At 38.9% G+C, this 24,269-nt stretch carries 26 protein-coding genes; 1 reads left to right on the top strand and 25 read right to left on the bottom strand.

From position 1 onward, the window contains the following. Window positions 1–64 precede the first annotated feature (64 nt). The 13 genes from DXB54_RS05795 to DXB54_RS05750 form a co-directional block, all read right to left on the bottom strand. Window positions 65–1,123 carry a tyrosine-type recombinase/integrase gene (locus DXB54_RS05795; protein WP_021937728.1) on the bottom strand — a complete coding sequence of 353 codons (1,059 nt, stop codon included), beginning with the start codon at window positions 1,121–1,123 and terminating at the stop codon, window positions 65–67. A gap of 428 nt (window positions 1,124–1,551) precedes the next feature. After that, window positions 1,552–2,442: a hypothetical protein gene (locus DXB54_RS05790; protein WP_118694547.1), complete on the bottom strand. Its 891-nt coding sequence runs from the start codon at window positions 2,440–2,442 to the stop codon at window positions 1,552–1,554. Between the two features lie 346 nt (window positions 2,443–2,788). Next, on the bottom strand, window positions 2,789–3,661 hold the full coding sequence (locus tag DXB54_RS05785; RefSeq protein ID WP_118694546.1) for an AAA family ATPase: 873 nt from the start codon (window positions 3,659–3,661) through the stop codon (window positions 2,789–2,791). After that, window positions 3,658–3,789 carry a hypothetical protein gene (locus tag DXB54_RS12175; protein ID WP_279220716.1) on the bottom strand — a complete coding sequence of 44 codons (132 nt, stop codon included), beginning with the start codon at window positions 3,787–3,789 and terminating at the stop codon, window positions 3,658–3,660. The genes DXB54_RS05785 and DXB54_RS12175 overlap by 4 nt, the downstream gene beginning before the upstream one ends. An 11-nt stretch (window positions 3,790–3,800) precedes the next feature. Then, window positions 3,801–4,142, bottom strand: a complete 342-nt coding sequence (locus tag DXB54_RS05780) for a hypothetical protein (RefSeq protein WP_147361014.1) — start codon at window positions 4,140–4,142, stop codon at window positions 3,801–3,803. A gap of 104 nt (window positions 4,143–4,246) precedes the next feature. Continuing rightward, the gene (locus DXB54_RS11870) at window positions 4,247–4,405 is read right to left on the bottom strand and encodes a hypothetical protein (RefSeq protein ID WP_158578196.1); all 159 of its coding nucleotides are present in this window, start codon (window positions 4,403–4,405) and stop codon (window positions 4,247–4,249) included. Between the two features lie 14 nt (window positions 4,406–4,419). Further along, window positions 4,420–4,584: a hypothetical protein gene (locus DXB54_RS11865; RefSeq protein ID WP_158578195.1), complete on the bottom strand. Its 165-nt coding sequence runs from the start codon at window positions 4,582–4,584 to the stop codon at window positions 4,420–4,422. A gap of 1 nt (window position 4,585) precedes the next feature. Continuing rightward, window positions 4,586–6,139, bottom strand: a complete 1,554-nt coding sequence (locus DXB54_RS05775; RefSeq protein ID WP_118694544.1) for a hypothetical protein — start codon at window positions 6,137–6,139, stop codon at window positions 4,586–4,588. 269 nt (window positions 6,140–6,408) lie between these two features. Then, the gene (locus DXB54_RS11860; RefSeq protein ID WP_158578194.1) at window positions 6,409–6,573 is read right to left on the bottom strand and encodes a hypothetical protein; all 165 of its coding nucleotides are present in this window, start codon (window positions 6,571–6,573) and stop codon (window positions 6,409–6,411) included. A gap of 42 nt (window positions 6,574–6,615) precedes the next feature. Beyond that, a complete protein-coding gene (locus tag DXB54_RS05770; protein ID WP_118694543.1) occupies window positions 6,616–6,879 on the bottom strand; it encodes a hypothetical protein in 264 nt (87 codons plus the stop codon). 729 nt (window positions 6,880–7,608) lie between these two features. Further along, on the bottom strand, window positions 7,609–8,394 hold the full coding sequence (locus tag DXB54_RS05760) for a sortase domain-containing protein (protein ID WP_158578192.1): 786 nt from the start codon (window positions 8,392–8,394) through the stop codon (window positions 7,609–7,611). Then, window positions 8,381–13,024 (bottom strand): prealbumin-like fold domain-containing protein, encoded by a 4,644-nt coding sequence (locus DXB54_RS05755; protein WP_118694540.1) that lies wholly within the window; start codon window positions 13,022–13,024, stop codon window positions 8,381–8,383. The genes DXB54_RS05760 and DXB54_RS05755 overlap by 14 nt, the downstream gene beginning before the upstream one ends. Window positions 13,025–13,357: 333 nt before the next feature. Continuing rightward, window positions 13,358–13,735 (bottom strand): LysM peptidoglycan-binding domain-containing protein, encoded by a 378-nt coding sequence (locus tag DXB54_RS05750; RefSeq protein WP_021937725.1) that lies wholly within the window; start codon window positions 13,733–13,735, stop codon window positions 13,358–13,360. A 229-nt stretch (window positions 13,736–13,964) separates the two neighbouring features. Between DXB54_RS05750 and lexA the strand changes: the two genes are divergently transcribed. Continuing rightward, window positions 13,965–14,588 (top strand): transcriptional repressor LexA, encoded by a 624-nt coding sequence (lexA, locus tag DXB54_RS05745; RefSeq protein WP_021937724.1) that lies wholly within the window; start codon window positions 13,965–13,967, stop codon window positions 14,586–14,588. Window positions 14,589–14,845: 257 nt separating this feature from the next. On the opposite strand, the gene DXB54_RS05740 is transcribed toward lexA, so the two are convergent. The 12 genes from DXB54_RS05740 to DXB54_RS05685 form a co-directional block, all read right to left on the bottom strand. Next, a complete protein-coding gene (locus DXB54_RS05740) occupies window positions 14,846–16,033 on the bottom strand; it encodes an HD-GYP domain-containing protein (protein WP_118694539.1) in 1,188 nt (395 codons plus the stop codon). Between the two features lie 18 nt (window positions 16,034–16,051). Beyond that, entirely contained in the window at window positions 16,052–16,402 is a 351-nt protein-coding gene (rsfS, locus tag DXB54_RS05735) for a ribosome silencing factor (RefSeq protein ID WP_021937722.1), read from the bottom strand. A 1-nt stretch (window position 16,403) separates the two neighbouring features. Further along, a complete protein-coding gene (gene yqeK / locus DXB54_RS05730) occupies window positions 16,404–16,973 on the bottom strand; it encodes a bis(5'-nucleosyl)-tetraphosphatase (symmetrical) YqeK (RefSeq protein ID WP_021937721.1) in 570 nt (189 codons plus the stop codon). A 55-nt stretch (window positions 16,974–17,028) separates the two neighbouring features. Continuing rightward, entirely contained in the window at window positions 17,029–17,658 is a 630-nt protein-coding gene (gene nadD, locus DXB54_RS05725; protein WP_021937720.1) for a nicotinate (nicotinamide) nucleotide adenylyltransferase, read from the bottom strand. A gap of 1 nt (window position 17,659) precedes the next feature. Beyond that, the gene (gene yhbY, locus DXB54_RS05720) at window positions 17,660–17,956 is read right to left on the bottom strand and encodes a ribosome assembly RNA-binding protein YhbY (protein ID WP_021937719.1); all 297 of its coding nucleotides are present in this window, start codon (window positions 17,954–17,956) and stop codon (window positions 17,660–17,662) included. A gap of 12 nt (window positions 17,957–17,968) precedes the next feature. Beyond that, window positions 17,969–19,264 (bottom strand): GTPase ObgE, encoded by a 1,296-nt coding sequence (gene obgE / locus DXB54_RS05715; RefSeq protein ID WP_118694538.1) that lies wholly within the window; start codon window positions 19,262–19,264, stop codon window positions 17,969–17,971. A 103-nt stretch (window positions 19,265–19,367) separates the two neighbouring features. Further along, window positions 19,368–19,655, bottom strand: a complete 288-nt coding sequence (gene rpmA / locus DXB54_RS05710; RefSeq protein ID WP_021937717.1) for a 50S ribosomal protein L27 — start codon at window positions 19,653–19,655, stop codon at window positions 19,368–19,370. A 5-nt stretch (window positions 19,656–19,660) separates the two neighbouring features. After that, window positions 19,661–19,987, bottom strand: a complete 327-nt coding sequence (locus DXB54_RS05705; RefSeq protein ID WP_118694537.1) for a ribosomal-processing cysteine protease Prp — start codon at window positions 19,985–19,987, stop codon at window positions 19,661–19,663. Window positions 19,988–19,996: 9 nt separating this feature from the next. Then, window positions 19,997–20,305 (bottom strand): 50S ribosomal protein L21, encoded by a 309-nt coding sequence (gene rplU, locus DXB54_RS05700; RefSeq protein WP_021937715.1) that lies wholly within the window; start codon window positions 20,303–20,305, stop codon window positions 19,997–19,999. Window positions 20,306–20,420: 115 nt separating this feature from the next. Then, entirely contained in the window at window positions 20,421–21,584 is a 1,164-nt protein-coding gene (locus DXB54_RS05695; RefSeq protein ID WP_118694536.1) for a ribonuclease E/G, read from the bottom strand. A 19-nt stretch (window positions 21,585–21,603) separates the two neighbouring features. Further along, entirely contained in the window at window positions 21,604–22,305 is a 702-nt protein-coding gene (locus DXB54_RS05690; RefSeq protein ID WP_243104760.1) for a TIGR03936 family radical SAM-associated protein, read from the bottom strand. Further along, complete coding sequence (locus DXB54_RS05685; RefSeq protein WP_118694534.1) at window positions 22,280–24,148, bottom strand: TIGR03960 family B12-binding radical SAM protein; 1,869 nt, start codon at window positions 24,146–24,148, stop codon at window positions 22,280–22,282. The genes DXB54_RS05690 and DXB54_RS05685 overlap by 26 nt, the downstream gene beginning before the upstream one ends. Window positions 24,149–24,269 lie beyond the last annotated feature (121 nt).

Raw genomic sequence — 24,269 nt, 5'->3', positions numbered from 1 at the left:
CTGGGATGAATATGGTTAAATTGTATCAAGTTCAGTATTCCAACGAGTACTTGATCTTGTGACATTAGTTGTGATCAAATTTTTCTCTGAGCTGTACCTTGTCCTTGGCATACCTGCGTCGCTCCTCATCAATATCCGCATAATGCTTCTTGGTGGTGTTTACATCACTGTGTCCCAACACATCTGCCACAAGATATATGTCGCCGGTTTCCTTGTATAATTCAGTGCCATAGGTACTCCTTAATTTATGGGGTGTAATATGCTTCATAGGGGTTACACCTGCTGAATATTTTTTTACAAGATTTTCAACGGATCTTACAGATATACGTCTTAACTGGCTTGAAAGAAAAAATGCATTTTCATGACCGGAAAGGGCAGTAATATGCTTTCTTTCATCAAGATAATCAAGCAAAGCTTCAGCAACTTCATCACTGAAATAAACAAATGACTCATAGCCACCTTTTCTGACAATTTTTATACGGCTGTTATTGAAGTCTATGTCATTTATATCAATTCCAACGCACTCAGACACACGGATCCCGGTACCAAGCATAAGAGTAAGCAGGGCGAGATCCCTTTTCTGGGTCTTTTTATGATATAATTGCTGCCTTTCAGATAATTTATTTCCATATTCGACTGCGTCCAGAAATTCAGCAACTTCATTGGTATCCATACGGATGATGGCCTTTTTATGTATCTTAGGCATATCAACCTTTTCAGCAGGATTTGCCGTTACCTTGTCATTCTTATACAAATACGCATAAAATGTCCTTAAGGCTGATAATTTCCTTTTAATGGCACGTTCGCCGTTTGTGTATACACGTCCGTTTTTCTTATAATATTTCAAATATTCCAGGTATTCCTCAATGTCCTCAGCCTGGAGATTAGACAGGTCCTCAAGGGATATTTCGCTTAAACCACGATCCTTAAAATAAGGATTAGAAGTGACCAGAAACTCATAAAAGGATTTCAGATCACGGCAATAGCCCACACGGGTTCTTGAAGCCGTAGTAGGTTCGATACCTCTGATAAATATTTTAACGTATGGTGGCAGCTCAGCAAGTATCTGCCGTATGAGCAAAATATTGTTGTCATTTACCTGGTCGCTGTATGATCTGGCCATTGTTTATACCTCCAAAATAATTATTCTATAATCTATATCATACATCAATATTATAAATTATGATCTGACTTTTGTAATGTAATTTATCTGCTTAAACAATTATAAATTGATTGTTTTGTAATTGCAGGTGGCTTTTTCTATTTTTGACAAATCCTTTATTTTCAAGGCTTTCAGCCACTTTCGGGGCTTGAAAATACCATTTACTCATATAGTATCAGCTCTGTCCACAGTTTGCAACATATTTTTTCGTAAAACCTGAGTTTTACGAAGAGTTTTGTTTACAACCAAAATATAACATATCACTTCCAACATTGTCAACACTGCCAACATTTTTTTATGGCTGCACTTCCAACTCTATCGTAAAACTTCAGTTTTTCAATTAATTTTTTCACTTTTATTGGAGAAATCTACACACGAATAATTCCAGACTAATCAAATGTCAGATTTTCACTATCATGAAATTCAGTTGCCCCCATATCCGGACTAGGGTCAATATATCCCTTTTCAAGTTGATTAAGCTTGTCTATTAAATTGTATATAGCTTGAAAATCATATTCATACTGATGATCGTCAAAAACAGCGTCTTTAAGTTTGTTTCTCAATACACGTCCCAAACGATTAAAATACACCGTCTTTTCATGTGGATCTAAACGATTAAGCAGGTCAACAAGAACAAGCTGCGTATCATTAAGATCTAATGTAAGACGTTGTTGCTGCCGTTTTATATAGACTTGTGGTAATGTTGGATAATCATATCCGTCAAATGTCAATTCAAGCCTTGTTACTGTTTCATTAAGTTTAGACTCTTTAGTCTTATCATAAAGCTTAACGAAGCCACCAGAGTTTCTTACTCCCAAATACTGAGTCACTCCCCCTCTTCCATTTATGTACTGATAGTTTCTCTTATCCTTGACTAGATACATGTTGTCCCGGAGCTCCGGAAAGTCAATAGCCAAATCCCAACGTACGAGTTCAAAGACGTTAGTAAAGTAATTAGCTCCATAAAGAATATCGTCACCTAACACGGTTAAAAAACCGTTTAGAACATAATAATCATCCTCAGATATAAATTTATTTGGATTAAATTCAATAAAGCCTTTTCGCATACCTTCCGCAGTATCGTCATGAAACCAATGTTCAATGACCAAAACACTACCTGACAAGGTTTTGACTGTATAGTGATACTGATACTTAAAAAGAACATATTTTCGAATACTGTCTACATTGAACAATACCCCATCATTCCGCTTTATATAATTAACTAAACAATTACCGGAGCTGTCTTTACTAAATTCAAATTTAAGTCTTACCATATCCACCGAGTAGGTTTCTCCAGTTCTACTTTTACAACTCAAAGATGAATAAAACATATTTTCACACCTTTTTCTTTTTCCCAAATGTATTAAAATACATATTTCACCCCCTATTAGACATAGGGGTGAAATTTCAACGTAACAGCCTTGTTATTAATCGAAGCAAATTGTTAAATAACGAAACTATATTATTAAATAGTCTAAGTAGTTTCATGCCATACCTCCATACATGCCGGGGCAGGCTGTCAAGGGACGCGCAAACGCGCTTTTCCCCTATGACAGCCTTGCTCCCTTGGCATGTCATTTATAGTTACGCAGTCCCAAGTATGGGACTGCCACACGCAGCCATTTATTAACGACCTTTTCTACGCCCTCTAAATCTACGTTTAAGACGAACCACAGACAGATCAGACGTTGCCAACTGCTGGTTTTGTATTACAACCTCATCCGGCAATAAGTCGAGCTTTAACAGGTCTTCCACTTTCTCCCCGGTGTCATAAGCAAAGTAATCTTTATTAAAAATAAACTTATACTCAGTGTGCAGCGGTTTAATCATTTCCAAGTTAGAACAATTCTCATATTCGAATGGGTCATATTCAACACACTTGAGGATACGCCAAGTTTTATTAACACATACAAGTCGGCTTGTGATCTGCCGGAGCATTACATCAATGAACCGGAAACGCTGTGAAGTTCCAAGGATATACACCTTATTTTTTCGGCACTGCAAAAGTTCCTTAAGAAGTTCAGTACTGATATTGTCTTTATAGTTCCTGGAGTTCCAGAGAGCCCCGATCTCATCGAAGAAAAATATAGTGACATCCGTTTTTTCCTGTTCAATGTTAAGCATCTGTTTACTGGTTTTAAACTTAATATATGGTATGTCCTTAATGTCAACATTAGAAATAATATGTATATGCTGCGGGACAAACTTCTTTTCTTCATCATCCCATACAGGAAGTCCATTATACTTCTTGTAGATCGCACGTATAACCATAGTTCCATCTAATGTTTTACCAGAGCCAAACACTTTATTTTTGTAAGCACTAATAACATCAACACGCCCATAATAGGGGCACACATTATATTTCTTGTATTTAATGTACTCGTACACGTCCATAGCTCCCCATAATATGAACCTATACAGGTTCTTAACGAAGAAGGGGATAAAAGGAATACAAGCGTACAAAATGATAAATACAATAATTAAAATCAGTACAATCATAAGCGAAGCCCTCTAATAGCTCCGAGTATACAACTAAGTCCCAGGAGCAAAAATAAGAATACAAACATCCGGGCAAGCATTAAATATAAGTCACCCTCTGCATATATGTACATTACTAATTCGTCCATTCCATTACCTCCTACATTTTTTGGCTTGTTAGTATCCTATAAGCCGTCCTAAATACCCCCCAAGCTATCAAACATACAAAACATGCTAGAATAGCCACAAGGACCTTGTATACGTCTATAAGCTGTATATCGAGTTGATCAGTAGGTGTACCCACTCCATCCGTCGGAGTGGCAAAAGTTACAACTTTGTAATCATCCGGAAAGTTTTTTTCTTCTTCAGTTGTAATCTCAGTTCCGGTATCTTCTGTACTTACATCCGGAGCAGCTTCTACACGTGTAGCATTAAAACTTATCGGCATCAGGATCAGTAAGAATATCATTAAGTTCCTGAGTACTTTTCTTTTTATATTCATCAAATAAACGCTCCTCCTTCTTAAATTCCAATACATACTTGTATTCATTAATCAACTGGATAGACCCAACAACAAATGTCGCAAACATCAAAAAGCCCCACATGTTAATCACCTTCTTCTTCCTGGTTAAGTTCTTCCAGCTTCTCACGTTTACGCTGCTTAATTTTAGTAATTAACCTGATACACAACTTGGTAAACGCTGACATTAACCATTCAATTAACAGCCCAACAAACAACAATAAAAAAAATATTTTCCACTTCATAAAAAATCACTCCTCTAATCTGTAAGCCATAATTCATAACTCAAATAACCAACAACACCACAAAAACACTCAGCAAGAATAACTTGCCAAAGAGTAAACCGAAAATCTAGGAATACAAATTCATAATTCATATATCCTAAGATCATACCGAATAAATACCGAAAAAATTCTATTGCCATATCAAGACCCCCTAAAAATTCTTATCATTGAGACTATACCAGCACTGGATAATAAACCAATTATCATAGTCCAATATTCGGACGGCATGAACCCCATCCCGGCTTTTACCATCTGCATAACTCCGTCATCCGGTTCAGGTGTCGAAGGATCATCAATCAGACCGAACAGCGATTTTATATTCTTCCACACGTTCGACATACTAAAATCATCATCATCAATATCAAGTTTAGGATCACTGGAAGAGCTGCCGTTATTTTGCGTATTCTGATTATTAATGTTTATATTAATACCTTGCCCACTTCCATCACCTGAGCCGTTGCCACTGCCGCCACCATTACCTGATCCATCTTCTGTTCCCTCTGCAGGATCTACTTCTTCTCCGCCTTGAGAGCTGCCATCATAGTTTAAAAGATCAAACGATAAACAACGAACATCATCAGAGCGACGACCTATAGAAAGACCAGATCCTTTACAATACAAATAATAAGTGACATATAAACGACATGATGTAACCTCTATATCATAGGCACTACTACCAGCAATAAACGATGATACAATACGTATAACTTCACCAAATTCTTTATTATAAACATCTTTTAACGACGGAAAATTTCCATATACACTTAAAGTACCATTTAAAGAATTAAATGTTTCAATGTAGCCATCTCTAAAATCATTTAATGGAATACTTCCAGTAGTAGCAAATTTATATCCGCCCATAATAACTTCACCATTTTTATTTTTTCCAACAAGTTTAATAAGTGGAATATATGAAACAAAATAATCCCCAGGATGCGACAACATGCCAGAAGCACTATAAGTTCTATTAATAATTAAATTGTATGATTTTTCATCATACCCGCCAGTAAGTGTCCCTTTAAAACTATCCCACCCAAAAGAAGAACCATCATTTCCATCCGGATTATTATAATTAACAGCTCCTACAGGATTACCAGTTTTAAGATAATTATTAAGTGCATCCTCATCATTAAAACGAGGCAAATTAGTGGCAGTGATAGATGAATCTTTAGAAAACGTTCCCATGGTAACTACATGATTATAATTAGCGTCCCTGTGTTCATTCAAGTTGTCTTTATTCCAATCAGTATCACCATATTCATCATGCCTTCTCCATTTACGCCAAGTCATAAATTTCTTATTTGATTTCAAAAAATAACGCTTATAACCAGAACTTTCTTTTTTTGAAAAAAGCCCAATGTTAGTACCTTTTTCACAAGCGACATACAACCAGGCATATAATGTATATTCTTCACAAGGAGAAGTTGATAATACATAGTAAAAATCAACATTACCAGTACCCCACTGATCTACAGCCGCTTGATACAATCCACTATCATTAACATCTACACCACCAACAAATTTTACAACATCATCCAAAGACTTAAGCGAGCCATCACTATACCCGGTATCCTTAAAGCCATCATCAGAAAAAGAATTATCACTTGAAGCATAACAAACCGAGCCAAACATCATAACCACAATCAATATTAAAGATATTAATAATGGCATTTTATTTTTTTGTATTGATTTCACAACAAACCTCCTCTATAATTATTTTCAAAAAAGAAAGGAAACGCAACATGGATAAAATAACAACAATACTAGACAGCACATTAATTAGTTCATCTAGTTCAATTACACAACTAATCTTTTACATCTTGGCAATAGTAATCGTATATCTCATTTTTTATAAACCAATTAAAAAACTAATTAATACAATCATCAATTACTTAAACCGCCACTAATTGTTAAAAAAAGAAGGTTCTCCCAACCTTCTTTTTTTGTGTACGCCCTTGCTTTCACTATCGGGCAACTCTGATAAGCTTTCTCAGAGACTTACAACCAACGGCAAGCACAGGAACAGCCATGAATAACATCATATACGGATTGCCTGCGATCGTTGTTAAAACAGTGTCCATAACAGAACCAAGATTTCCAAGAGCTGTTGTAACTGCTGTAAATTCCATAACATACACCCCCTTTATTAAGTATTTTTATATAAGCAAGTATTACTTCTTTGGCTCACCCTTTGGCGGATCAGCCGTAACACTTGTACATTTCAACTTTTTATCAGCAAAATCAAAACCCATACTATAAGTTTTAAACATATCCGCCTTAACAAGAGGATTTTCACCGCCAGCAGTTAAAGTAATAACTGTCCTACCATCAGATAAACCAACCTCAAAGTAACTACCATCAAGCGTTCCATCTTTTTTCTTAATCTCTTTTTCATTTTTTGAAACAATCATAAAATTACCATGTAAACATTCCATTTTTCATACCTCCAATTAATCGCACTTACGATAAACACAATCTCTAAACTCTGACATGTCTTTCAGACTTTCAACCATTCCAATTAAATCAGTTGACGTTACAAGACCAATTAAATCAAGTAGTACTATCCGTCCACTCTTACGTTCCTCTTCTCCATCATAACAAAAGAGAACAGCACCGGAGTTCTGACGCAGGTCAAAAGGAATTAATGCAGGCTTATCAATTACTATAAAATTAAAAAAGTCCATATTACCTTTACAACTAAAATAACAAATGCCATATTTTCACATATAAAGCCCTCCAACTAATTATTAAATTGTAAACAAAACTTTAAGGGGAGATAAAACCCGAATAGGTTTTCACTGAATAAAAAAAATAGCGGCTATACCCTTTGCCGCTAAAAAATACAAAAATTAATAGCGAAAAACTGCACCTGAGTTTTGCGAATAAATATGTTGAAGCAATAAATATAACAAATCACTATCAACACTTTCCACATCCACTACTGTTTCGGATTTCATATTCAAATTGTTAGGGACATCTGATGAATATTGTTATTTATGTTGAGATTGTTTGTAGAAATTGTGCAAATAAAAATGCATAAATCACCGGGTATACATGAATATACGGGATCTATGCATTTTTTATTGCTTTATAACTATATGAGCCTTTGAAGAATTATTTAAAACCATATTATATTTATGTTTTTATTATTTGGACTACATTAATTATTTATTTTTCCTGCCTGCACATAGTTTTATATAGGGTTTGTTTGCTGCCTTAGATTTGTCACAGGTATAGATTATTATTGAGTCTGTTGTTTCAGATGTGTTCCTGTCAATGCTCATTTCCTGAGTTTTAGATATGGCCTCAACATAATATGTATGATATTCTCCGGATTTATAAATAAGAATTTCATCCCCATAACTTAGGGAATTAAGTCGGTTTAAAGAATACCCGAAGGTTCTTGACTGGTGTCCGAATATGTAATAATTTCCGTTACCATATTCATTTTTACTATATCCGGTTATGAGAAAAAATCTGTCCAGGTACTCAGATCTTTTTGAACCATTAAATACAGGCATTTCAAGATCTATCTTTTTTATCATAAGAATTGAGTCGATATCTTCTATATTTATGCCGGTATGATCAGTACCACCTGTTTCATTTTCATCGGATAATGAAGTACCTGGAGAATTACCCATATTATATACATAAGCACCAGCAGCATTACCTGCACAAATATCATTACCAATACCGGTATTATCATCCACTGTGGTTCTACTACTGCCCTCTTTCAGGTCTCTCCCACCGAAGTTTACGCTATTAGGGCTATTTTTTTCTGTATCTTTATCACATTCTGACATATACATATCGCATAGTTCACTGTTTAGATCATTGTATCTTTTTATCCTGATCAAATTATAGATTGTCACTGCTCCTATGATAAGAAATATCGTTCCTATTATAAAACATGCAACGTGCAGATGGTTTTCAGCATTATTTTTCTTCATTTTTTCTGACCACATTTTTCTTTCTGCTTATGACGAACACATAGAGCATAAACATAATTATGATAAATATTGAACCGAGACTTGCCGTAATATACCAGATCTCATTTACACCAAGCTTAACCTTCCTGTCATTCTTCATATTGTAATAGGCGGTTGTATTGTCGTTATCGATGGTGAACTCCTGTCTGGTTTCATCTTTTATATAGCCTTCCGGAGATTTTGTCTCCACCATATAATAGTCTCCATTAGGAATATTTGCCTCGGCATATCCTTTATCATCCGTTATCAGTGTAAGAACCTTCTTGTCATTTTCCTTGTTATATACGGTAAATTCCGCACCTTTAAGATAAGTATCCCCCTGAGCGTCAAGCTTGTTTATACATAATTTACCGCCGGAGCTGTAATTCATGATATCATTGCCATTATTCAGTACAAAAATTCCGTCTGAGTTTCCATCATAGTTGACCTGATATTTATATGTATCAAGGACATAGCCATCCAATGTCTTGACTTCTTTCACATAATAACTGCCCACCGGAAGTTTTCCTGAATATATTCCCTTTCCTTTATCATCCGTGGTTATGAAACCAAGGCATGACTCTTTAGGGATTTCTTTGCCTGAGATATTTATTTCATTTTCGTTATACACTGCAAATACTGCACCCTTTAATGGCATCTTATCCCCGGATTCGCCAATTATCTTCTTTTCAAGACTTATATTTATGGTTCTGTACTCATTGTATATATCCGCTGTCTGGCTTAAATCTACGCACTCTTCATATAATGAGACAGGTATTTCCCTGTCATTTGCAATATATCCATCAGGAGCAGCTAATTCCTTTATATAGTACTCGCCGTATGGCAGATAGTCGCTGTTGCATGTGCCATCGTCTCCGCTGGTTATCTCGCATATTTTATTATGTTCACTGTCAAAAATACCAAATACCGCACCACCTAAAGGTAATTTTGATGTTATAAGCCTGTAATATTCACCCTCATTTCCTTTTTCTTTTTTGAAATCTGTAAATAAATCTCCGGTTTTATTAAGTGTTATCCTTCCACATCTAACATCCACCATATTTACTATAATGCTACCATCTGAATATTCAATTTGTCCGGAAGTGATTGTTTCCTGTGTCTTATCATTTCCTATATTTATTACTATATCCTCACTTTTCATGTAACCATCCGGTGCTTTTATCTCTTTTAGTATATATGTTCCCTCAGGAAGCCCGGATATTTCCGTTTTCTCTGTACCGGTAATTATCTCCAGGTGATCATCTTTCAGACTAACATTACTAAGTTCTTCATAGTTAGTATACATAAATATTTTACGGTTAACATCATTGGTATTTTCAGAATCTTTTATGTTATCATCATTTTTTGTATTATCATCCCCTTTTACATTATCGGCATCTTTTATATCCTCACTATTGTCCGCATACGGATATAATCCCAGCACTGCATTTTCCACCGGCTCACCTGCATCATCAATCTTTCTGATATCCAATTTGTACCTGACATTGTAAATATGTATCTCGGGCTCAGCCCCATTTTGCTCAACACCCCCATCCCCGGGACTCACTTCATCTCCTGTGAGATCAACTGATCCAGTGCTCACCTCGTCCACATAATCTTCCTTATCTTGATCATATATGCCGATTTCCGTTTTTCTATCAACTACTCTCACACGGATAAGCATCTTCTCTTCAAGCAGGGCGTACCCCTCCGGGGCTTCCAGTTCCTCAAGATAATATACTCCCGGCTCCATATTGCCGTTTATATTGATATAACCCTTTTCATCAGTGGAGAAATAATCAAAACCTGTAGCACTGTCTGTAACAGCTTCTTCTGTCTCCTTGTTTATCAACCTTATCCTGCAGGAATTGGCTTCTATAGGTATTAATGTATCTCCATCATATTTAACAATATTGAATCTTACCTTAAGTTTCTCATCATTAAGACTTAGCTTATATTCGTATTGTCCTTCCTCGCATGCCTCCGGAAAGCTTATATTTACAGGTTCTATCGCTTTAATATACTCGAAGCCGCTGCTGTTTAACGGTACATCATATTCCACAAGAACATAATTGCCGTAAGGGATTATAATATCAGTCTCCAGATGCCCTTTTTCATCTGTATAAATTATAGTCTCCTTCCCTTTAAGAACTACGGCAGCGTCAAGAAATCTGTCCCAGTCCTCCTTTGCAAATGCCCCATAGTCAGGACATTCGTCTTCATTTACCGGTATACCACTCTTTTTATTCCCGTTTTCATTATTTTCATGGGCTATATTTTCAGGCTCTGAATCTGCCTTTATATACGCCTCAATCTTGTCCCTGTCAAATAGCATAAATCCTGCATCCGCCAAAGGCAATTTCTCACCATTTGCTCCATCAACAGTCTTGTCCAGAGATATCTTATATTTCTTAGCCTTATCATATACATCTACCTGGTTGTCTGATTCATTTACCTCAGTAACTACTACGCCATAATCCGCCGCATTTTCCACAGTAATATCAGAGACTATATTTCCCTGTTCATCGTACTCCAGTGGCTTTATGGCACTGTCAGAGGCATTGTAAAGTCCTTCCGGGGCAGTTTCTTCTACTATGTAATATTTTCCCGGTGATATGCCCGTAAGTTCGGCGTAGCCCATTTCATTTGTCTCAGGAAATGTTGACACATAGGCACGTTCCTTTATATTGCCGGTTCCGATCTTGATATCTGTTGCTGCATAGAGCTTGTACACAGCTCCCTCCACATTATCGTACTCAATATAGGTATCTGCCACATGCTTGCTAAGTCCAAGCCCTCCGGATTTCTTTATATCACTGGTCTTTCTTGTGTCTATCTTCAGGGCATTTTTCACGCTGCTCCCACCGGCAGTTATGACCACCTTTATCATGTCAGGATTAAGATAGTATCCTGCTGGAGCCTGGGTCTCCTTAAGGTAATAAGTACCTGTCCTTAATATACCTGAGTATACATATCCGTCGTTTCCTGCAAATACACTTCCGCTTCCATAGGTTTTCTTTGACTCCCAATATCTGTCATGGACCTGCCTGCTTACAAACATTCTCACATTATTACCGTACACATCCTTCGCCATCTCCCTGCAGTTGCTGTCATTGTATAATATATAGCAGCCGCTGGTCCTGTAATCACTTCCTGCATCGTTTACAGGCTGTCCATTTTCGGAATCTGTCTTTTTAATGCCAAACCTTCCCACATCTGAATACTGGTCTTCCACTTTTATACTGCCGGTATCCTGAAACAGCTTGTAAACTGTCTCATTAATCTTATATCCCTTTGGAGCCTTTATTTCCTTCATGTACAAGCAAGCTCCGTCTGAAAGTAAGTCTATATAAAACTGTCCCTCAGAATCGGTCACATACTTTTTGAGAAGTGATCTATTGCTGCAATCGTTCTCTGAATATACACCAAACTCAGCTCCCGGAAGCTTAACATCCATTACAGCCTTTCCGTAAAGTCCACATTTATTTACTTTGATATGATATACTTTTTCCTTATAATTTCCGGTAATAAGTCTCTGGTTTTTCTCGTTGGGATTTTTCCAGTAGTAAACCGAGCAGCTATTTCCGGAATTAGCTGCAGTAACTATCTCTCCTATGTATTTCTTCACGGCCTGTCCGTCAAGCATAGTATCATTCCCCAGTATATCTACAGCAGCCTTATAATAATTGTTATAGTACTCGGCATATTCCCTGGTATGGATATCCTTCGGTGTCTTAACTCCACTGCTGTATACCCAGAAAAATAAAGACGCTGCAGCATAGGCATTGTCATTTCTGTTGTTAAAATACCAGTAGTAAACTTTTCCATACACATAATTTCCTGCGTCCTTCTTATAACAGGAATATTTGTCCCCGGCCCGTGCACGCATACCGATATCTATGCAAAAAGCCTCTGTGTCCCCTGTCTCAGACTTCATGATAAGCTTATTGATCCTTCCATGATAATTGCAGCCAAGGGCAGACATGCTATCCTTAAGGCTTTCTGAGGATATGGGCACTACCTCTGATATAATGGATGTTCTGCTTGTATCTGATATACTTTTTATCCCTGACGCATCACTTCCTGTGGCTACAACAGGGCTCTCAGGAATATACCTTATGTCCGGCGACATGCCACTGTAGATATCCATAACTTGATCCGCCTTGGCATATCTTACTGACAATTCAGACATAATATCTTCCATGGTATTACCACCGGCTTTATATGCCTTTAAGTCCTCCAGGGAAAGTCCATAATATATGCTTCCCCAGAAGAAATGATCAAGATCGCCACCATTATCACCATACCGGATTATCTCCTCCAGTGACTCACCATCGTACTCACGCATATCTTTGTCATCATCTTCTCGCACATCTTCGCCGTCGTATGCCGGCTTATCTTCACTGATATATTCTGTTTTATCTTCATCGTCTTTGGCTTGTTCATTACCGAAAGATACCTGTTCCTCCTCTGTTTCAGCCTCCACCGTAAGGCTCGCAGGAATATATAATGTAATAATGGAAATACATACGATCAGGGAGATCAATGCTCTTAATAGTTTGGATTTTTTTAATGAACCTGTTTTTACTGAACTGGTTGAATGTTCTTTCATATTACGTTCCTCCATATTTTGAACATCAGCCCATTTAAAATTTAATAAAGGGCTGACACTTAATGTCAAGTTCTCAGATAAAACCTGACACAATCACTTGAAATATGGATGAAAACCTGTAATCTGTTCAGTTGTATGAAACCAGCGACCGCCGTCGCCAGCTATAAAGAATGTTGTGAAGCCTATTGTATACTATTTTGATTTGACATATGTTACACAAGTATAAAAAATCAGTAAAATAAATTATCTATCATGTAAAAAAAGAGCCCCAACACCGCTCCCATAAAAATGGCAGCTGATGTTGCGACTCATATATTAATGTGCTTATGCTTCTTAATAATTCCTAATCTCGTAATAAGGTATTACAATGCTTGTTCCGCTTACAATATCTGATGAAGTAAGACCGTTAATGCTCATAACCTCATCTATGTACTGGTTCACTGAGCTGTACTCTTCTGTCATATGATCCTCTGCGATACTCCAGAGGCTGTCGCCTGACTGTATTGTGTAGCAGGTAAAATACTTCTCGCTGGCGTTTCCTGCCTTTGATCTGCTCTTGGTACTTCCTGCAAAGAATATTATTCCAAATGCAAGTGCAAGAACAGCAACTGAAAATACTGTAACCTTTCTTATTCTTGCTCTGCGTCTCTTCATTACTCTGTCATGATATCTATGTCCTGTTGCCTTTTTTGTTCTGTTCATATCTGCCATAATCGTCCCTCCGCTTTAGTGTACTGTGATAATTTCAATACCTATATAAGATCAACTCTTTAAATGTGTTCGCGAACATTCGTTTGTTTTCATGTTATGATTATATAACCCGAACATTCGTTTGTCAATATTTTTTCAAACGTTTGTTCTTTTTTCTTTGCATTAATAGAACACATGTGCTATACTTGTTCATATAAGGATGAATTATCCACCACGAGGAGGAATACATATGGGCACAGGAAAGCTTACAGACAAGCAGACAGAGATTTTGGAATTTATAAGAGAAAAGATACTGGCGAACGGATATCCACCATCAGTAAGAGAGATATGTCAGGCAGTGGGACTTAGATCTACATCTTCAGTTCACTCTCATTTATCACAGCTTGAGGAGAAGGGATACATAAGACGTGACCCTACCAAGCCAAGAGCCATTGATATAATTGACGAGGAATTTGCTCTCACAAGAAGAGAGCTTGTGAACGTACCTATAGTAGGAACAGTTGCAGCAGGTGAGCCTATACTTGCAACAGAGAATATTACAGATTACTTTCCTATTCCGCCTGAATTTCTCCATAATACCAATAAACAGACCTTTATACTCAAGGTAAAAGGTGAAAGTATGATAAACATAGGAATAAACAACGGAGATCTGGTTATTGTTGAGCAGTGTAACACAGCGTCAAATGGTGATCTTGTGGTGGCTCTTGTGGATGACTCCGCTACTGTTAAAACCTTCTACAGAGAGAACGGTTATATCAGACTCCAGCCTGAGAACGACGCAATGGATCCTATCATCGTGGAATCCTGCGATATCCTTGGAAAGGTCATCGGGCTGTTCCGTTCATACCGATAATAACCACAGCGATAAAACACGCTTTGCGAGTTTTATCCGCTGATTAGCAGTCGTCAAATGCAAACACGCAAGCGTGTTGCGCTTGACTCGTTGCTATAACAAAAAAACAACCCTGAGACGAACCTTGCTATTGTAATACATTCGTTCATCTCAGGGTTATTTTTGTACTATCATTTACTAAAGTATCCGGACTTCCATACCATTATTATGGTTTTCTAACATATCTTCTTGCTGTATTTCCAGAATATAATTTGATTTTAATAAATAGACTTATCCGGATTTTGCTGTGATACCTTCTTGAACTTGTCGAAGTTCTCCTTAAAGAGCCCCACAACCTTTGGATCAAAGGATCTGCCGCTTAAGGATACGATCTCATTGTAGGTTTCCTCAAGGCTCCAGCCCCGCTTGTAATATCTCTCTGACGTCAGGGCATCAAATACATCACATACCGACATAAGACGGCTTATATAGGCAATCTCCTCACCCTTCATACCAAGATATCCTGTGCCGTCCCATTTCTCATGATGCTCCTTGGCGATTATCCTGGCTATCTTCATGATCTCTCCCGGACACTTCTCAAGAAGTGCATCACCATAGAGTACGTGGCTCTTCATAATGGCAAATTCCTCATCGGTAAGTCTTCCCGGCTTATCAAGAATCTCTTCGGGGATCATCAGCTTTCCTATATCGTGCATCATGGCTGCTGTCGAAAGCATATCCACATACTCTTCATCGAAGCCTGACGCTTCTCCCAGTATCTTCATGTACTCGGCAACTCGCTTGATATGCTCACCGGTATACTTGGATTTGCTCTCTGAAAGCTCTGCAAATGCAAATATAAGCTCTTTCTGGTTACTCTTCATTTCCTCCGAGCTTGAGATTATGTTCCTTAACATATCGGAATTTCTTGCCACAATAAAATATGCCACAAATGACAGGATACATATTGTAAGAACACATGGAAAAATGGTGAACAACATCTGATCGTTTATATCGTTATATATAGGCGCCACGGTGAACTCAGGCAGATAAAAATTATAAAGATTTGCCGCAAGCACACCTATTATGGAGAACAGGGACGCATACAGCACCAGTGTCCTGTTATAATACAATGAAGAAATCAGTATAGGGAATATCCATACAACCAGACATGTATGGGACAGGATACTGTTCATAAGAGTACAGTCTATAACAGCAATGGCTATTACGATGTACTTTATATGGGTACTCTTATCATACTTAAGAAAATCTATGACAAATGTGGGTATGAACGCAATAACTGCTGCAGCAGACATGACATATGAAAGGACTACCCTGTTGCAGTTACCGCTAAAAAAAGAAAAACACCACAGGGCAACAATAAGCACTATAAAAATCCTCATACACTTTGAGGCGATATGATTGATCTTTATATAATTGTTGTCAAGTAATGTTTTCTCTCCCATGTTCCATAACTCCAAGAACTATAATTCAGATATATCCACGTACTTCCCATCACTCCAGATACGCTCAATGTCATAGAACCTTCTGGCCTCATCTGAGAATATATGAATGATTATATCATAATAATCCAATAAAATCCATCCACCTTCTGAATATCCCTCAATACTTTTTGAAAGAAATCCTGCCTTACCCATTTCTTCCGTAACAGCATCGCACATGGCCTGGACCTGGTTCTTATTTGTACCGTCAGCTATGACCATATAATCAGCTATGGATGATATCTTCTTTATATCAAGGATCTTTATATCATATGCTTTCTTATCATCAAGGGCTTTATAAGCCGTTTTTAACATATTTATTGCGTCTGTCATATTATCCCCTTTTTTTAACATAATACTCATAAGTCTTCACAGACATTTCATCGGTCTGAGCAGTTGATGTTTCAAGATATGAAAGGGTATTCTTTAAAATATGCACTATACAGGTATCTATATCTGTAAATGCTTCCTTTCTTATCTCCGCAATCTCATTTAACGGACGTCTGTTAGGCTCAATATAATCTGCAACAAATACTATCTTTTCAAGAACGTTCATATCCGGCTTACCGGTAGTGTGAAACTCTATTGCAGATAATATATTCTCATCTGTAACTCCATACTTTGTTCTGGCATAATAGGCTCCAAGCTTTGCATGGAGAAGCTCAGGATTTTTTTTCTCCACATCAGATACAGGAAGTCCCAGCTTAGTACATCTGGCAATCTTCTCATCGCCGGTCAGACACTTGGCACAATCATGCAGAAGTCCTGCCGTAAGTGCCTTTTCCACGTCAGCACCATAAACCATGGCAAGACAGCCTGACACATATTCTACACCAAGAGAGTGTTCGTACCTTTTCTGCGTAAGCTTCTTCTCAAGCTTTTCTCTCATTTCTGTTCTATCCATTGTAATCTTCCTCTTTTCCGGTCAAAAATCCAAGTCATATAAATAGTACATATTCTCATCCCTGATACAGGTGATTGTCCATAATATAGGAATATACTCCTTCCGGCAGGCTATCCGACATATCTTTACCTGATTTTATGCCCTGCCTTATCTCACTTGAGGATACGTTTATATTATCTATCCTGGCGATCTGTATGTCTATACCTGAAAATATAGCTTCAAGCTCCCTGATCTTTTCATAAAGACTGCTATAGTCAAGATCATCCCTTATAGTGATCACCAGGGTTGCAAGGCCTGCAATAACCTCAGGCTTCTTCCATTTTTCAAAATACATGATGGAATCCGCCCCCATTATAAAATACCAGTGTACCAGAGGGTACATTTCATGGAGCATCGTCAAGGTATTTGCAGTGTATGTATACCCGGACAGCTTCAATTCGAAATCCGACGCAAGAATAGCCTCATGCCCCATACAGGCTATATCTGCCATGGCAAGACGATGCCTTCCCTCAACGATTCCATGATTTTCCTTGTAATCCGGCAGGTTGTTTGGCATTATATAAACTCTGTCCAGATTAAACTGCTTAAGAGCCTTCATTGCCAGCTCCATATGTCCTATATGGATGGGATTAAAGGTTCCTCCAAGGATTCCTATATTTAATGTCTGTTCTCTTGATATATCCATCTTACTTACTCTTAGGAAGCTCTATCTTTTTCTTGTCCTTTGATTCCTTGTAGAACACTATCTTTCTGCCTATTACCTGTACAATCTCTGATTTTGTACGCTCGGCGATTATAGCTGCTATCTCTCTTGGATCATCCATACAGTTCTTTAAAACATTTATCTTAACCAGCTCCCTGGCTGCCAGTGCCTCTGCCACGGAATTGGTGAATTCCGGCGTAAGGCTTGCTTTGCCAAGGCTTAAGATAGGCTCAATATTCATAGCAAGTCCCTTAAGATATGCTCTCTGCTTACTTGTCATAATCAATACTCCTTACTTATAGTAGTCAAGTTCCAGGAAGTACATCTTAACTGTATCTCCCTCACCTATTCCCAGATCCTCTAACTGCTTTAATATACCATTATCTCTTAAGAACTTCTGGAAGAAATCAAAGCCCTTCTCAGATTCAAGATTGGTATAACCTAACATCTTTTCTATACGAGGTCCTTCAACAATATATACGCCCTCTTCCTCATCGGACTTTCGCACCTCAAACGGAAGCTCAGGATCATCCATTGTTGAAAGGTCTATCTCTGCTTCAAATTCATTCACATCTGCAGGTGCCTGCTTAACCAGGTCATTTACATACCAGAGAAGCTCCTTGACTCCCTTTCCGGTCACTGCAGAAATTGGGAATACCTTAACACCCATCTTGTCCTCAAACTCCTCACGGAGCATGGTGATAACAGTGTCATAGCCTACCTCGTCAAGGACGTCAATCTTATTTGCAACTATAACTGTAGGGCGGTTCTCAATATCCTTATTATACTTCTTTAGCTCCTCGTTGATGACCTTTATGTCCTCAATAGGATCCCTGCCTTCAACCGAAGCGGCATCTACTATGTGCATTATGACCTTTGTTCTCTCAATATGTCTTAAGAACTGGAGTCCCAGACCCTTGCCTTCAGCAGCCCCTTCAATGATACCCGGAATATCTGCAATGACAAATCCGTTCTTGTCCCCAAGGTCAACCACACCCAGGTTCGGTGTAAGGGTTGTGAAATGGTACTCTGCGATCTTAGGTTGTGCATTTGTAACACGGCTTAAGAATGTGGACTTACCTACGCTTGGAAATCCCACAAGTCCCACGTCTGCTATACACTTTAATTCAAGCTCAACTGTAAGCTCCTTGGCAGGCTGTCCCGGCTGGGCATACTTTGGTGCCTGCATGGTAGCAGTTACATACTGTCTGTTACCACGGCCGCCGCGACCACCCTTAAGAAGTATCACCGGCTCCTTCTTGTAAGCCATATCCATAATGACCTTACCGCTTTCTGCGTCCTTTATGACTGTTCCGGGTGGAACCTTAAGAACAACATCCGCTCCGTTGCTGCCGTGACAATTACGCTTTCCACCGGCTTCACCGTCTTCTGCCCTGTACTTGGTCACATGACGATAATTTGTAAGGGTGTTCATACCTTCATCAACTACGAACACTACATCGCCGCCGTTACCGCCGTCACCGCCATCAGGACCGCCGTCAGGCACATATTTCTCACGACGGAATGAAACATGTCCGTCGCCGCCCTTGCCGGCTCTGATATATATCTTAGCTCTATCGGCAAACATTGCATTTACCTCCTTAATATTTTGTACAATATAGTAAAAAAGACCGGAATATTTAATACTCCGGTCTTGATAATAGCCTGTTAAAAGCCATAGGCATCACAGATTACTCACTTACAACTGGGTAAATTGAAACCTGCTTCTTGTCTCTGCCCTTTCTCTCGAATCTTACGATTCCATCAGCTGTTGCATATAATGTATCATCTCCACCGATGCCTACGTTAACACCTGGATGAATCTTTGTACCACGCTGTCTGTATAAAATGTTACCAGCCTTAACGAACTGACCGTCAGCTCTCTTGGCACCAAGTCTCTTTGACTCGGAATCTCTACCGTTCTTAGTAGAACCTACACCTTTCTTATGAGCGAAAAACTGAAGTTCCATCTTCATCATGATCTCTACACCTCCTTAAAGGTTATCAAAATATAATCGCCGTAGGACTCTTCAAGCCCCATCATACCACATCTGAACAGCCTTAATATTATAAGTGCCGTATCTGATGGCTCTCCGTGAAAATGAAGTGATATGTACCCGGTCTCCTGATGGAAGTCCGAATAAAAATCGTCATCACACTGCTCCTCAATGGAGTTTATCACAGTAATGGTAAGTGCGGAAACTGCACTGCATACTATATCCATTCCCGGATCCGCATACTCAGCATGTCCACTGACCTCAAAGCCTACAACATTCTTATTACTGTCTTCAAATAACGATACATTTATCATATTAACAAATTAAGCGTTGATCTTCTTGATCTCAACCTTTGTATATGACTGTCTGTGACCATTCTTCTTGTGGTAACCGGTTTTTCTCTTATACTTGTAAACGATTACCTTCTTTGACTTTCCGTCACCTACAACTGAAGCTGATACTGTTGCGTTAGCAACCTTATCACCACATAAAACGTCTGAATCAGTACTTACTAAGATAACATCATCAAAAGTAACTTCGCTTCCTGCCTCTGCATTAAGCTTCTCAACCTTGATAACATCTCCTTCAGCTACCTTGTACTGCTTTCCGCCTGTTGCTATAATTGCGTACATAGGGTTATCCTCCTTAATCAAACTCGCCAGTTATGGTGTTGCATGAGCAAACTTATACCTCACTGTGCGGCATACTCATATAATCTAACATCCAATAAGACATTTGTCAACAGTTTTATATCATTTCTTTCAGGGATTTTCTGATTTTCTTTCTGGTGAGCTCTACCAGTCCCAGCTTAGTTATGTCAACAAACTTTGCAGGTACGGAATCCTTTTCCAGCTCCTCTGTAAGGACATTTTTTATATTGTTCATATACATCGGATCCTTCATGTTAATGAAATCTATTATTATGATCCCAGACAGATTTCTGAGCCTTAACTGCCTGCAGCATTCATAGGCAGCTTCAAGATTTACCTTATAAAGGTTCTCGTCAAGGCTCTTTCCCTTAACTGCCTTTCCGGTATTCACATCAATTACCACCATGGCCTCTGTCTGTTCTATTACAAGATACGCTCCTGACTTTAGCCACACCACAGGCTTTAATGCATTTTCCAGGTTCTTGTTAAGGTTATACACTGCCTTAAGAGAGCAAATACTGTCATCATAGAATGTAAGCTTCACATCAGTAATGTCATGCTCCAGAAAATGCTCATTAAATTCATCATATATATCCTTATTGTCAGTAACCACTTCTTCTAAACCGGCACCTCTTTTTGATATAAAGAAGTTAATATATTCATTCTCAGGCCTATAAAGCAGGCTGTAGAGCTTCCTTGTTGCAGCAGTGTCAATGATGGTTCTAAGCCTTTCGTTTAATTGCTTAAGCTCCGGGATCACCGTATTAATATCAGCATTCTCTGCTGAGGTTCTGAATATACAGCCGAAGCCCTCTGAAAGTACCCCAGCGGCAGCAGTCTTAAACTCATCCCTGAGCTTCTTATCCTTTATCTTGTTTGATACGCCTATATTGCCGCTTAAATTTACTATCAGATATTCACCCTTAATATTCAGATCGGCACTTGCCACAGGGTTCTTGGTCTTTATGCCCTCCTTGCTTATCTGTATAAGAAGCTCGTCTCCCACCTTTGGTGTTGTCCTGTTTCCGTGTGGGCTTAAGAATATATGCCTGTTGTCATCCATGCTGTAATATGCAGGCTTGTCTCCACCGTAATTAATGAAACAGGCATTAAGATTATTTACCACATTTGCCACCTTACCCACATATATGCCTCCAAGGGATGATGCCCCATCAGAGCAGGACAGTTCCTTAAGCTCCATATCCGAATAGAATGCCGACACTATTTTTTTGCTGTAATCAGTTATGATCAGTTTGTTCATATTAAGTCACTTTCAATCACTAAAATCTTGTTCCTGCCATGTAAAGTGGAACAAGCTCTCCCCTATCATCATCCATATATGTCTCAAGCCGGTGGATATGGTAGTCAAAAAAGCTGTAAGTAACCCCTGCAGATGTACACAGTGCCTGCATAACAAGGTCAGGCTTCAGGTTATACACGCTTCCTGTACTTAACAGCATGTATATCTTACCATCCCTTACCTCAAGCTTCATGATTCCGGGCTTGATATTTTCCTCACGTTCACTTTTCTTGGTCTTCTTGAGAATGATTATCTCCGGCTGTGCCATAAAATCCTCCACAGCATTAAGCAGCTTATCTTCCTTGTCATTTCCTTCATTAAAGGATATTACATAGTCTGAGGCAGCTACTACCGACATGGAATTTCCCGCATTATCAGGAAGAAGCACAATCTCAGACACCCGCATTTCATCAACGGATACGGCGTTTAAGGCATTTATCATGTCCTCCGAGGTGGTTATCTCGTCAAACTCACCGTCGAAATATTCGCCGTCAGATGTAACTCCCATGGCAAGGGGAGCTGCAAATGATATTATCTGGTGAGGTGAATATCCCTTTGAGTAGGAAACCTTTATACCTGCTCTTCTTATCTCCTTCTGAAAATATCTCATAACATCAAGGTGTCCGATAAAACGAAGATTCCCAAGCTTTGAGTATTTAATTCTGAGCTTCAAAACAGACACCTCCTCCGTATCTTGCGGCACCACAACCGGAACATTTCATTCTGCAGTTAGGTGTAACCTCTTCATTTACGGCACGATGCCATTCATTCTTCATGAAATTCTTGGTCACTCCGATATCTATAAAATCCCATGGAAGGATCTCGTCAAGGCTTCTGTCCCTGTATACATAGAAGCCTATATCAATGCCGTGTTCCTCCATTGCCTTGTCCCAGTTCTCCTTGTGGAAATACTCCGTCCAGGCATCATATATCTGTCCCTTCTTATATACATCATATATAACGTCGCACAGCTTTCTGTCGCCTCTGGCAAGCAAGCCCTCAAGGATGGTTATGTCAGCCTCATGATACTGGAATTTCAGGCTCTTGTGGTTCTTCTCGGTCTTAAATCTGTCCTTTACATAGTAGGCTCTCTTGACAAATTCCTCAGGTCTTATCATAGGTGCCCACTGGAACGGGGTAAATGGCTTCGGGACGAAGTAGGAAGCTGACGCAGTCACCATTACTCGTCCGTTTCTCTCCTCCTTTGGAACATTTGCAAAGTAAAGCTCTGTGATCTCCTCGGACAGATCTGCTATGCCGCCGATATCGTCATAGGTCTCCGTAGGAAGTCCCATCATGAAATAAAGCTTAACCTTGTCCCAGCCTCCCTTGAATGCCTTTAAGGCTCCGCCAAGTATATCTTCCTTGGTGAGACCTTTGTTTATGACGTTTCTGAGTCTCTGGGTTCCTGCCTCCGGTGCAAATGTCAGTGAGTTCTTCTTTACATCCTGTATCTTGCTCATTACATCAAGTGAGAACTCATCAATTCTTAAGGATGGCAGGGATATATTCACATGGTTGTTGTTCATCTGTTCAATAAGACAATCTGTAAGCTCGGGAAGACCTCTGTAGTCACTGGAGCTTAGAGAGCTGAAGGTAATCTCCTCCTGTCCGGTATTCTTAAGCATCTCCGTGGCGTAATTCTTTAAGACCTCCACGTCCTTAGGTCTTGTTGGACGGTATATCATTCCCGCCTGACAGAACCTGCAGCCCCTTATACAGCCTCTCATTATCTCAAGGACAACTCTGTCCTGAGTCACCTTCATAAAGGATACCACAGGCTTTATAGGATATACTGAGGAGGACATGTCCTTTACCACCTGCTTCACTACTTTTGCAGGAACTTCATCATACATCGGTTCAAATGATTCTATGGTACCATCCTCCTTATATGTCACCTCATAAAGAGATGGCACATATAAGCCCGGTATGTTAGAGGCCTTGATCAGGAACTCTTTTCTTGTCATTTCTGAGTGCTTGTATACCTTATAAAGATCAAGCAATGCGTCATAGGAGGTCTCTCCCTCACCGATATATACAATGTCGAAGAAATCTGCTATAGGCTCAGGATTATAGGCACATGGACCGCCGCATATGACTATGGTATCTCCCTTCTTTCTGTCCCTTGACCTTATAGGTAAGCCTGACAGATCAAGAATCTGAAGTATATTGGTGTAGCACATCTCGTACTGAAGTGTTATTCCAAGAAAATCAAAATCTTTTATGGGGTCCTGGGACTCAAGGGCAAATAAGGGTATATCCTTCTCCCTCATTATCTTGTCAAGATCCGGCCACGGTGAGTACACTCTCTCACACCAGGTATCCTCTCTTCTGTTAAACATATCATATAGTATCTGTATTCCCAGATGAGACATTCCAATCTCATATACATCAGGAAAACACATGCAAAATCTTATATCTATATCTTCCAGACTTTTCATTACACTGTTGTACTCACCGCCTATATATCTGGCAGGCTTCTCAACAGACATAAGTATCTCGTCCGATAAAGCTAACTTTCTCATTAATTAAAAATATCCTTTTCAAATTCTTTTCAGATTCAAATATTTTTCCACATAATCGAACGTCAGCCCACTCCGTAACCGGCAGGGCTGACGTATGATCTTGCAGTATATATTATCAAGC

The sequence above is a fragment of the Coprococcus sp. OM04-5BH genome (assembly GCF_003482105.1).
In the GTDB taxonomy this organism is placed as follows: domain Bacteria; phylum Bacillota; class Clostridia; order Lachnospirales; family Lachnospiraceae; genus Coprococcus.
The sequence above is the reverse complement of the archived record's forward strand: the minus strand, read 5'-3'. Positions and strand labels throughout refer to the sequence as shown.